This is a genomic window from Gilliamella sp. B3023, from assembly GCF_026536845.1.
GTDB lineage: Bacteria > Pseudomonadota > Gammaproteobacteria > Enterobacterales > Orbaceae > Gilliamella > Gilliamella apicola_E.
Window position 1 is genome coordinate 66851 of the sequence record NZ_JAFNNH010000011.1, and the last position, 12738, is coordinate 79588.

Annotated in this window: 11 protein-coding genes; all 11 read right to left on the reverse strand. The window is 34.5% G+C overall.

Annotated elements, in window-relative coordinates; all coding sequences use genetic code 11:
• Positions 1-41: 41 nt before the first annotated feature.
• Positions 42-1391 (reverse strand): PTS cellobiose transporter subunit IIC, encoded by a 1350-nt coding sequence (gene celB / locus J3U16_RS08080; protein WP_267337484.1) that lies wholly within the window; start codon positions 1389-1391, stop codon positions 42-44.
• A 14-nt stretch (positions 1392-1405) separates the two neighbouring features.
• A complete protein-coding gene (locus tag J3U16_RS08085) occupies positions 1406-1903 on the reverse strand; it encodes a hypothetical protein (RefSeq protein ID WP_065563079.1) in 498 nt (165 codons plus the stop codon).
• 11 nt (positions 1904-1914) lie between these two features.
• Positions 1915-2256 (reverse strand): PTS cellobiose transporter subunit IIA, encoded by a 342-nt coding sequence (locus tag J3U16_RS08090; RefSeq protein ID WP_065563080.1) that lies wholly within the window; start codon positions 2254-2256, stop codon positions 1915-1917.
• Between the two features lie 2 nt (positions 2257-2258).
• Positions 2259-4262, reverse strand: coding sequence for a BglG family transcription antiterminator (locus J3U16_RS08095; RefSeq protein ID WP_267342843.1), 2004 nt, complete (start codon positions 4260-4262; stop codon positions 2259-2261).
• Between the two features lie 133 nt (positions 4263-4395).
• The gene (locus J3U16_RS08100; protein ID WP_065563107.1) at positions 4396-4713 is read right to left on the reverse strand and encodes a PTS cellobiose transporter subunit IIB; all 318 of its coding nucleotides are present in this window, start codon (positions 4711-4713) and stop codon (positions 4396-4398) included.
• Between the two features lie 25 nt (positions 4714-4738).
• Positions 4739-6169, reverse strand: coding sequence for a 6-phospho-beta-glucosidase (locus tag J3U16_RS08105; protein ID WP_267330177.1), 1431 nt, complete (start codon positions 6167-6169; stop codon positions 4739-4741).
• Between the two features lie 152 nt (positions 6170-6321).
• The gene (locus J3U16_RS08110) at positions 6322-6864 is read right to left on the reverse strand and encodes an RNA polymerase sigma factor (protein ID WP_267337482.1); all 543 of its coding nucleotides are present in this window, start codon (positions 6862-6864) and stop codon (positions 6322-6324) included.
• 259 nt (positions 6865-7123) lie between these two features.
• On the reverse strand, positions 7124-7408 hold the full coding sequence (locus J3U16_RS08115) for a YciI family protein (protein WP_267342844.1): 285 nt from the start codon (positions 7406-7408) through the stop codon (positions 7124-7126).
• Positions 7409-7536: 128 nt separating this feature from the next.
• Positions 7537-7764 carry a ChaB family protein gene (locus J3U16_RS08120; RefSeq protein WP_267330175.1) on the reverse strand — a complete coding sequence of 76 codons (228 nt, stop codon included), beginning with the start codon at positions 7762-7764 and terminating at the stop codon, positions 7537-7539.
• A gap of 211 nt (positions 7765-7975) precedes the next feature.
• The gene (locus J3U16_RS08125) at positions 7976-8971 is read right to left on the reverse strand and encodes an MDR family oxidoreductase (protein WP_267330174.1); all 996 of its coding nucleotides are present in this window, start codon (positions 8969-8971) and stop codon (positions 7976-7978) included.
• A gap of 314 nt (positions 8972-9285) precedes the next feature.
• The coding region (locus J3U16_RS08130; protein ID WP_267342845.1) for an autotransporter outer membrane beta-barrel domain-containing protein at positions 9286-12738 on the reverse strand (3453 nt) is incomplete at its 5' end.

Below are 12738 nucleotides of genomic sequence, written 5' to 3' on the forward strand. Positions count from 1 at the left end.
TACTACCTTAACAAGAATAATTCATTAAACGATTTTGTGACTTATTCTTCAGTTTGAACTTCTGTTTCTGATTTTACTTGTTCTTCTTTATAAAGTTTATTGTCGTACATTTTGACAAACGGCAAATAAATCACCAAAGCTAATATTGCTGAAAGTATCGCAACAAACATAGCACGATAATCACCACCGGTACCAATAAATGCCCCTAATCCCATTGGTGATGGCCACGGCACTAGCGCAATAATAGGATTCATAAAACCACTACTTATAGCAAAATAACCTAAAGTACCACAAGCCATTGGCGCTAATAAAAATGGTATGGCAAGATATGGGTTATAAACTATCGGCATACCAAAAATAATTGGCTCATTGATATTAAAGATTGCAGGAACTGCTGAGGCTCGACCTAAAATTTTCAATTGACTTGACTTAGCACAAAAAGCAATAAAGAATGTCATAAGAAGTGTAGAACCTGAACCACCTAAAATAACCAAAGAATTGTTAAACTCTCCCGCAAATGGAATATGAGCACCACCAACGTTTTCATTCATATTAGCCAGCATTATTGGTGTTATAAAAGCACCAATGATACTTGCACCATGAATACCTACAACCCAAAGCGCATGAATTAAAAATAAAATGACCATAATACCAAGCCAGCTTTTAGTCAAATTAGTTACAAAGGTAAATGGAACACCAATAATATCGAAAATATCAGTACCAAAGAAAATTAAAATACCGTTTAAAATAATAACTGTAAAAGCAATAACAAAGGTTGGAATTAATGCAGTAAATGAACGTGATACACCTAATGGAACGGTTTCAGGCATTTTAACCACCCAATTACGACGTACACAGAGGAAATAAAGTTGAGTTGCCACAATAGCCATTACTATTGCAATAAAAATACCCGAAGTACCTAATCGGAAAACAAATGGTTGTAATCGTAATCCATTAAAGACTTCACTTTGGTCACTAAGCAATACCATAGAACCATTTTGTAGAACTAATTCCGGTAAAGTCATAACAAAAGCAAATACTGATAACATAGCACCATTAAGCGCATTCACTTTTAAACCGGTTTCTTCTTCCTCAATTTTGGTTAATTCATAACCAACTACAATGTTAAAATAAAGCGCCAATATTCCCATTGTCGCTGTGTTCGCAATCATATAAAGATCGCTTACTTTGAAAATGGTATTTTGGAAAAGAGTTTCTAATCCAGTAAATGTCATTGGTAATGTATTAAATACTAAAAACATCGACCCAACGATACAAAAAGGAACTGATGCCATCCCCGCTGCCATTACTGCCCTTACAATCTTAAACTGCGATATTTTAGCCATCGGAGTCATTAGATATTTTTGTAGCAACACAAATCCGGTATTCATTTTGTTTTCCTCATTTAATTAATGATTTCTTGATAAGCTTGAATTCTTTTAAAATGTTTATCCTCATTACGTTCGATTTTTTTCAATTTTATTAATATAAGAATTGTAAAAACTAAACTTGTTAACATTATTCCCAATAGTATGTTTATGGCCTCTTGTGAATTTTTTAAGAATGGAAAGAAAAAGTGAAATAATGGAGTGAATATCGAAACAATTAACGCAATGATAGATATCAACATTATTTGATAAAATAAACTTGCATAGCGTAGATGGTTTTTATGATTTCGATAAAGTTTAATTTGCTCAAAACTGGTTAGCGTAGCAAGTATTATGAGCATAATAGGTAGCACGATAGCTATAGATAAACTTCCCATCAAAAAAACTGCCCAATAGAGATTTATAAACAAAAAAAATGCTGTAGCATAACGAACCGCTAAAAAGCGATTAAAATAGAGGTTAGTCAAACTAACTTTTTTATGTAATTTAAGTTGGCTTTCTAGTGGTGTATTCATCTCAAACCTCTTTATTGATTTGATAACTTATATGTTTGTTGATATAGATGGGACATCTCAATAGCAATTTCTCTCAATGTCATCGTCGTCATCAAATGATCTTGAGCATGAACCATAATGATTTCCATCTCAATTTTAGTGCCACTTGCATAAGATTGAAGCAATTCAGTTTGAGATTTATGTGCTTCTAAAATCTCATGATTGGCTTCTTCAAGTAACTGCGTTGCTTGTTCGAAATTAGCCTCTCTCATCGCTTTAAATGCAAGGTGAATTTTGGTTTTGGCATTACCACTATGCAAAATAATATTGAAAGCAGTAATTTGAATATCCTCCGAGCTCATTATGTCAGTCATTGCTACGCTCCTTTTTCAATTAATTGGATAAAGTAAGATTTGAATTGATTAAAATCGGTAATTTTTAACATTGCATCTTGCATAGCTAAATCATCAATTAAATTGACAATCGCTTTGGTCATCATAGCTAAGTTGGAATTTTGGTATATTGATGGAGAAATCATAAAAATAAACTTAACATCTTGATAATTTATATCCCAACTCACACCTTGAGGAATAACAGCAATCGCTATTTTGGCTATCTTACCTACTGGAATAGCTGGATGAGGAACCACTATGGTTGGACTAAAGATTATTTCACCTAACGCCATCCTTTTTTCCATCTGTTTTTTCATCTCTTGCTTAAAGTTCTTTGATTCATTGATAGATAATAAATCAAGCAAATGATCCAACACGGCTTGTTTAGATGGTTTATTGGGACACAAGTAAAAAAAATCAGCAGCAATTTCATCAAATACTTGAGCTATATATTTTGAATGATTCTGTTTTTTATCATCAATTGGTAAAAAATTTTTGGGTAATGAATTGGGGGTTTGTCTATGAGAAAGATATCGGCGAATTGCTTGAACATCTTCCTCACAAAAAAATACAGAAACATGAAATACTGGTACTTTAAATACTTTGGATGATAAATCGACAGAAGAAATAATAAAATCGATATCATTTAACATCTCTTGTTCTATTTCATAATAACCACGTGTTGCTATAATTTTTACTCGCTCATCAAATTCACTTTCTACTCGATTTTTAAGTAATTGGGCACTACCAAGCCCCGTTGCGCAGATAATTAATACTTTAGCTTTCTGTTCATTTTTTAATTTTTCCAGTGATGCCAGAAAATGAAGTGCTAAATACCCCCACTCATCATCAATAACATTATATTTATTTAAATTTGGCAATTGATTGAAATAACGTTTAACTAACCCAAAAACTTCACCATATTGGCTTTTAATTTCATCTATTAGAGGATTTTCTAATTTTATATTCTGTGCTAAACGCACAAGCATTGGTTTTAAATGCTGAATTAACCCATTTTTCAACTGTTCATCATGCCAAAAAGGATAGCCTGTTTCTTGTTCAATTTTTAAAAGTAAATTAGTTAATAAAGCGCCAAGTTCTTCATCAAGATCGTCTTGGATTAAATTTGATTTACTCATCAAATGTAGCGTAAGGTACATTTGCTCTTCTTTAGGAAAATGAAAACCAATTATCGATTCAATACGAGCGATGATTCGATTAGCAACTTGATATTCAATAGCTGAATCAGCTGAAACAAGTAAATCAAGATTTTGGATTGTAAGCCCCGACTGCAAACGTTTAATACTTAATGACAAATGTAGGACTATATTTTGAATCATTACATCAGATAATTTGATATTCGCTTCACGACACTCATCTAAAATAATGATAGTTAAGGTATCAAAGCTAATTGCTTCACATGCTTGATTAAAATAGGATAAATGGTGTAAAAAATTGATTGAATCCTCATGAAAAAAGTAACTCATAATAAAATGACGTTTAGCTTTTTCTTCACCATCAACATAAATTAAAGAATGGCTTTTTTTAAGCGTGAGTTCATAAGGTTGTAATTGGGACTTAATTTCCGTAATATCTTTATTCAATTGGGATGAGCTAATAAATAGCTGTTCAGATAATGCTTCAACATCAATTTTTTGGCTTTCAAGTAATAATAAATTAAGGATATAGTGCTTTCGTTCACTTGCTTCCCGGCATTGGGATTTCTCAATATTTTTATCTAATAAATGATATTCAATCAAAAATAAATTAAATGCAGTTCGATCTAATATTTCAAGTTGAAAACCATAGCCTTGTTTACTAACAATATTACCGCCATTGCGTTCTATTAATGTTTTTAAATCTTTAAGATAGGTACGTACAGTACGATCTGATAACGATAATTCCTCCGCGAGTTCTTGACTACTTTTAAATCCATTTTTAGAACGAATTAATAAACTAATAAGTTCTCGTTGTTTTTGTTTTATCATTATCTACTATACCTTAACTATTAATGAGAATTATCCTAAAAGATCAAGTCATTAAAATATAAGCTACTTCTATGATGCGATTATTAAACTAAACAATCGCATCAAGAACGGTAGAACTCAGATTTGCCTAAATTTAATTAATATTGTCCTCAACTAATTTAGCTAGTTGTTCAATACCAGATTGAATTGGAATATAAGCCTGAAAAGGAATACTCACAACAGGTTTACCCACTTCATCACCTAATGCTTTTAATTTATCAAACATCATCATGGTTTGTGGACTAATTAAAAACAGTGAAAAATCACTATTTTTAATTTTATTACTACCTTCAGTTGCAGATACCGCATCAAGTTCAATAGGTACATTTTTACTAGCAAAAAATTCAGTTACCTTTTTGGCCATAAGCGATGATGACATACCCGCTGCACAAATAATTAACGCTTTTTTCATAACTTCTCCTAATGAATTTAAATCGTTATAAGGTTTCACCATTTGACTCAATGACTTTTTTATACCAAGCAAATGAATCTTTACGGCTACGTTTTAAGGTTCCATTACCTTTATTATCTTTATCAACATAAATAAAGCCGTAACGTTTTTCCATTTCACCAGTTCCAGCTGACACTAAATCAATACAACCCCATGGAGTATATCCCATCAAATCTACACCATCTTCTTCAACCGCTAACTTCATTTGTTTAATATGTTCTCGTAGATATTCAATACGATAACTATCATGAATACTTCCATCAGCTTCAACTTTATCATATGCACCAAATCCATTTTCCACAATGAAAAGCGGTAAATGATACATATCAGTTAGCCAATTTAATGTGTAGCGCAAACCTTCCGGATCGATCTGCCAACCCCAATCAGATTTTTTAACGTATTGATTACCAATTAAATCGGTTTTTTCATTATATTCATAGTTATCTGATTTTTTTCTAATCGCATTAGACATGTAATAACTAAAACCAATGTAATCGACTGTACCGTTTTCTAATACTTCGAGATCTTGGCTTGTCACGTCTAATTTAAAGCCTTTGCGTTGCCAGTATTTGATAATATGATTAGGATATTGACCATGAACATGAACATCAGTAAAGAAATACTTACGCTCCATGACTTTTTGAGCCATTAAGATATCACCTGGTTTACAGGTTTCCGGATAGATTGGCACAACGGCAATCATACAACCAATTTGAAAATCAGGATTGATAGCATGACCTATTTGCACCGCTTTTGCGCTTGCAACTAATTCATAATGTGCAGCTTGATACATGATTTCTTCTCTGTTATCACCTGCTTTGTAATAAATACCTGAGTTAGTGAAAGGCGCAAAATCTTCATTAAAATTAGCTTGGTTATTGATCTCATTAAAGGTCATCCAATATTTCACTTTATTTTTATAACGATCAAAACAGACCTCAGCAAAGCGAACAAAGAAATCAATTAATTTACGATTACGGAAGCCACCATATTCGGTAACTAAATAATAAGGTAATTCAAAGTGCGAAAGGGTAACAACCGGCTCAATATTATATTTTAAACATTCATCGAAAAGATCATCATAAAACTTCAACCCTTCTTCATTTGGTGCAAGCTCATCACCTTTCGGGAAGATTCGAGTCCAAGCAATCGAAGTTCGAAAACATTTAAACCCCATTTCAGCGAAGAGTTTAATATCATCTTTATAATGATGATAAAAGTCGATAGCCTCGTGATTAGGATAATACTCACCAGGAATGATTCCTTCGGTAATTTTTCGATAACTTTTAGGCGATCCAACAGTCATCACATCGGCAACACTAGGACCCTTACCACCAGCTTGCCAAGCACCCTCTAATTGATGAGCAGCAACAGCGCCTCCCCATAAAAAATCTTTTGCTAAACCTTTATTATTCATAATCAAGCACCTGTATTATTAAGAATTCAAGTTAAGTATAAAAGGAAAAAAATCGAATTACGAACCAATATTTTCCGTATTGATAAGGAAAATAGATATGCATTGCTGGAATGTCCTAAACATAATTAGGACATATTTAGAACAGTATCAACTTATCTTAAAAGATAATTTAGATAGGTTTTTGAATCCAACTTTTCTTTTGTAATCATTCTTGCTCGATGCAATCTGCTTTTTACTGCCTCAATAGTGATACCCAATTTTTCAGCAACTTCGGGTGCACTATATTCTTCAATATCGCGCAAAATTAATACTTGACGATAGATGAATGGTAACGAACCAATAGCATTGGTTAAATCAATATGCAGACTCAAATCTGTATTTTGCATAGCGATGTTTTCTAGATTAAATTCACTATTAATACTTCTTGATTGTCTAGCTCTAAATAATCGATAACACTCCCTTTCAATAATTCGAAATAACCAGCTGGCGAAAGTCGCTATTGTTTTCAATGTGCCAATTTTTCTATACATTAGCCAAAGAGCGATTTGCACAGCATCTTCAACATCTTCAGCTGAAGAACAAGTTCGCCTAGCAAACCTTTTAATATCAGGTTGGCAAAGGATAAGTAGTTGTTCTAAAGCTTGTTTATTGCCCATACAAGCCGCTTGAATGAGTTTTTCGTTTTTTAGGTTCATATAATTTAATTATTGTGAATTTTTTAATTTTGTTATGCTAAAAGTATCATTTCCTAAGATTTTTAAATAACATTTATTTGATTATATAGAGGATGAATAGTGGCAAAAGGATTCATAAAAATTTGCAATTTTAGATATTGATTAAATCTGCGTGCGGATTATGACGATCAATTAGTCGAGCAAATTCCTATCATATTTATGAAATTTTGAAGATATCACTAAATTGAATATTTAAGCTTGAATATTCAATTGGTAAGTATTAAATAAATGCTTCAAATCCGTTGGCATATTTAGTTGGTACAAATTCAATTATGTCGTACTCGGCAATTTGATAAATATAAAACGGATCTTCTTGCATTATTGCTAGTGCTTGTTCTTTACTTTCTGCACGACAAAGAATCACCCCACCAGTACGAGGAACTTTGCGACCAGAAGCACTAAAATGCCCTGATTGATAATGACGTTCTAGATAATCGATATGTTGCGGTAAGTATTTTTCTACTTCACTAATGGATTTCAGGTAGGTAAGAGAGAAAATAAACATTTTAATGTCTCCATTTAAAAAATAATAAGCCAACCATATATGTTGGCTTTGATTATACTAGTTTTTATTGAGCATCAATCATACACTATTATGAGAATGTTAAAAAAAAGTATACATCGTTAAAATTACTATTTTGCAACCCATTTGCCGTTTTCATCTTTATGATAAAGCTTTTCAACCGCTGACCAAGCAACACGAAAAGCAACTTGCTCTGGTGAACTATTGTCTCGTCGTTTTTTAGGATCTTGATACTCTTTTATGGCACTATTGAATGCTTCTTTAAAAATATCTTGAGCATGGACAGGTAAAACATGTCGAACAGATTCTGGTAAGTCATCTCGTGTTTGATAAGGCATATCACATTCCCCTATTTAAAATACTCAAAGAAAATTAATCATTCTAAACAGTCATTGCGAATTTTACTTTCAAAACAGCTAAAAGTAAATTTAGTCTGATATTATAGGAAATACAAGAATTATTACACAATCAATTGTGTTAATTTTTATCTGAATAGATCTAGGTACTAATAAAGTGGTGTAAAATGACACCACTTTATTGCATATTGATTTACTTATTTACATCAACCACAAAGCGACCTTTAATTTTACTTGCGATCATCTTATTTGCCACTTCAATGCATTCATTTAATGCAATAGTCTGGGCGATATGAGAATACAGCTTTTCATCCATGTTTTCTGCTATTAATTGCCAAGCAGCTATTCGTTTATCATAACTAGCCATCACACTATCCACACCAGCTAATGTCACTCCTCGTAAAATAAACGGTGCAACCGTTGCAGGGAAATCCATACCTTGCGCAAGACCACAACAAGCAACAATACCACCATATTGAGTTTGTGCACAAATATTGGCTAATGTATAAGAGCCAACCACGTCGATTGCTGCAGACCATAACTCTTTTTGTAACGGTCGATTAGGCTCTTTCAAAGATTGACCATCAATAATTTCGACAGTACCAAGTTTATGCAGATAATCTTCATCTGCCACTTTGCTAGTGGAGGCAGCAACCTGATAACCTAATTTACTCAATAACGCGACAGCAACTGAACCTACACCGCCTGTCGCTCCCGTAACTAAAATCTTGCCATCTTCTGGTTTAACGCCAAAATCAATAATGCGTTTCACACATAATGCCGCTGTATATCCCGCCGTGCCAAGCACCATGGATTGATAAGGAGTCATATTTTTCGGTAATGGAATTAACCATTCTGATTTTAAATAGGCATATTGCCCTAAACATCCCCAGTGCGTTTCACCACATCCCCAACCATTTAAGATGACAATATCCCCTTTTTGATAGTGACCATTTGCACATTCAATGACACTACCCACGCCATCAATACCCGGTATCATTGGCCATTGTCTTACAACCGGGCTTTTGTTAGTCAGTGCTAACGCATCTTTATAGTTGATACTTGAATAGTGGACTTGGATTAGTGTGTCGCCTTGTTGAGCAAGTAATTGTTGTTGAGGTACGGCTTTTATTGAATAGGTAAAACCGTGAGTATCATTTTTTTCTAATACTATCGCTTTGAATGACATGGTTATTCCTTATTACGTTTGGTAGTATAAGATTTGCTAATTTACTCAATAGGTCGATCAGCAAGTCAGTTAACAGGCTGATTTCGTGTAACTAGACAATTGGTCTAAAAATTATAGACCAACTGTCTTGTCTATTGCAATCAATATCATTCAATCTATTAGATACGTAAAAAATGGTATTAACTATTTTTATCAATGTGGTTAATTTTAAGGTCAATTCTTCTAGCATAAATTTGTGAGATTGTTTTCATATAAAAAAACCGATATTTGTTAAGATCACATAATATCGGTTTAGTCTGTGTTTATTACGCTATTTACCAGTTAGCTTTGATGCCTATTGAACCATTGATTGGAGCTTTTACTCGGGCATTTCCACCATTTGACCAAGTATGACCCAATTCGCCATAGGCGGTTAATTGATTATTAATGTCAAAACTTCCACCAATAGCCAATTCGGTACTGGTGTGTGAAGCTCCACTTCTGATTGATGTTGTGTAACTCGGTGTAGCAAAATGTGTATGATCATCTCCGTTCGGCGAATAGAATAGGTTTGCTCTTGCATAAGGACGTAAAGTGCCTAGGTCAAGGTCAACTTCGTTTTCGACTCTACCCCCAATACGGAATAGCCAAGCATTATTGTTACTGTGTTTGACTGTTGTGTTACCTTTTATATGGCTTTTATCCAGATCAAGCCATTGGTGTATAATTTGTGCTTGAGGTTCTAGCTTCCAACCACTATCAAATAACGTAAAAGGTTTACCAAATTCGACTGAAGCGGTGCCGCCATAACCTTTTTGTTTGCTGTCGGCCTTACTGTTTGGTTTGATATTGACTTTATGTCGAGCCGCTTGCAAGACGAGATCGACATAACTTCCGTCATCATGGGTATATGTACCATAAGCACCGATAAAATACGTGTTCGTGGTATTTTTTCCAACATGTCCATTTACACCACTGGCAAACCCGTTAACTTTTAAATCACCGTAGAGATAACCCCAATAAGCACCAAAACGCCAATGATTAGTCTGCCAGATATCACTACCTAATTGTAAACCGGTGTGATTTCCTTTGCTGTGAGTATTCAATACGCCATTTTGTTTTATATCGTTGCGTGCAGCAATGATTCTACCCCACGTGTTTGTCTCTTCGTTGGTTGGTGTATTACCAATGCGCTGATGTAGATTGCTGAGCATGATAATATCAGCTTGGCGTAATTGTTCACCAACAGCTGAATAGAGCGGTACTTGTTTTCGATAGGTTATGCGTCGGTTATTGATATTCGTTTTATCTTCTTGTTCATGATTTGAACCAATAATATGGTTTAAGTCATTATTATTTTCTTCATTGCCCGATTGATGATTGTTGGTCGAATCATTATTGGTTTTATCTTTATTTTGATCTTCAGATTCTTTCTTCAAATAGGAGCGTAAATACCAATTTTCGTTTTGCTTATTCAGATCCCCTTTATAAAGATAATATTCGTAGGCACCGGCTTCTAAATGTCCACCTTGAAGATTGAAAGCATCATTAGTGCTGCTTCCTGTTACATTCACAATTTTAATGCCGTTTGTGTTTGTGGTGTCAGCCCCAATCCCATTGACATTATTTATCTGTATTTGTGTTTTTCCAGTGACATGACCATTCACATTTAATCTATCGGTATCGCTTTCGCTGCCTTGTACAACAGTATCCAGTATTAATTTACCATTGTTGCCGACATAGTCACCGTTGATGATTAAATTTTCCCCAGCATTTGCATTACTAAGCGTAATGGTGCCTGCATTATTCACATTACCGTTTACCGTTGCTTGATTTAATGATCTTTGTAATTTTAAAACCGCATCCGAGTTTAGGTTGAGGTTTTGTGTATCTAAATCACCGGTTAATGTAAAAGTTACCGCTTGTCCCACATTGATGTTTTCCCAATTAAGAACAGAAACATCGCCAATACGTCCTGTACTTGTTGATGATCCCGTCAGATTTTGGTAAAGATTGAGTGTATCGGTTGAAGTTGATTGTGCATTACGAGTCACATCACTACCACCATCAATAATGGTGAGATCGGTCACATTTGCATTTTTATGAATGGTCAGCGTATTATTACCTGTGCCAAGCTGAATTAGTCCACTGACTTTTGAACCATCATTTAGGGTAATGATCGCATCACTAATTTCATTTTTGATTGATGCGCCTATTACGGCTGAAACATCTGACCCCGCATTGAGATTTAGATAGGTTTTTGTCCCTACGTTGCCTGATGAATAGATACCCGCACCAGGCCGGCTAAGTTGGTTTTCTCCCTTACCAATTACTGTACCAGCGATATCAATTCTGGTAAAGCCTGTCCCGTTGTTGGTGACATTAATCCCACTATTTAGTCCAATGATGCTACCCGCTGTTTGCGATAAGATGAGATCACTCGATGTGTTGCCATTTTTCACTAATATTCCTGATCCATTGTCACCATTGACTTTCCCCGATACGGTAACGGATGAAAAACCGGTACCTAAATTAGTCACATTAATCCCATTCTCCGAGCTGGTTATGCTACTTGTTGACTTCTGATCAATATAGAGATGTTGAGCATTATTTTTATTCGAGGCAGAGATCGCATCGCCGTGTCCTGCTTTAATGTTCCCTTCAACAGTAATGGTTGTCGATCCCTGTCCTTGGTTAGTCAGATTGACACCATTTTTACTTCCCTGAATATTTGCATGATTTTGAAGCGAAAAGGTTAAATCTTTGGTTGTTGTGTCATTTGCTACAATTAATGCATCTAAAGAATGACTTATGACGCTTCCATTAATGTTAATAGAGGTTGAGCCATGACCTTTATTGACTAAATTGATACCATTAAGTTGTCCTTGAATAGTGGCATTATTATCGAGTATGACCGATAAATCTTGAGCAGTTGTATGATTTGAAGCAACGATCGCATCAAAAGTTGAACCGGTTACATTTCCGCTTAATGTTATATATGATGAACCTTGCCCTTTGTTGGTAATATTGATACCGTTTTTTTTGCCTGTAATGTCACCGCCTATATGATTTATCTTCATATTTTGGGTTTTTACATCGTTAACGGCATATAATCCATCGTATTGTGCACCCGTTACTGATCCTAAAGTAGTAATGTTAGTGTCACCAAGCCCGTTGTTTGCCATATTGATACCATTCAATTCACCATAAATATCCCCAGATGATTGCTTAACGGTTAGATCATGTGATTTCGCGCCGTTTAACGCGTACATACCATCATTATTTTGACCTTTTATTGTGCCAGCGGTTGAAATTGAGGTCGATCCATTCCCATGATTTGCAATGTTGATCCCATTTTTATTCCCTTTAATGCTTCCAGCGGATTGATTAATGGTTAAATGTTGGGTATTGGATTGATTTGCTGAATATAAACCGTCATTTTGATTGCCAATCACTTCGCCTGATGTGTTGATTGTGGTTGAGCCTTTTCCGCTATTGGCCATATTAATGCCGTTTAAATTACCGTTTATTTTTCCTTGTTCTTGATTGACGGTAATGTTTTGCGTATTGATATCATTAAAAGCATATATACCATCGTTATTTTTACCAATTATTTCACCCGATGTCGTAATTTGGGTCGAACCGTTCCCTTTATTTGCCATGTTAATACCATTCTTATTACCTTGAATGCTACCGTCAGATTGTTCTACGATAAGGTTTTGAGTGGTATTTTCATTAATTGCATACATGCCATCACTTAGGTTGCCTATCACAGTTCCTTTAGTTGT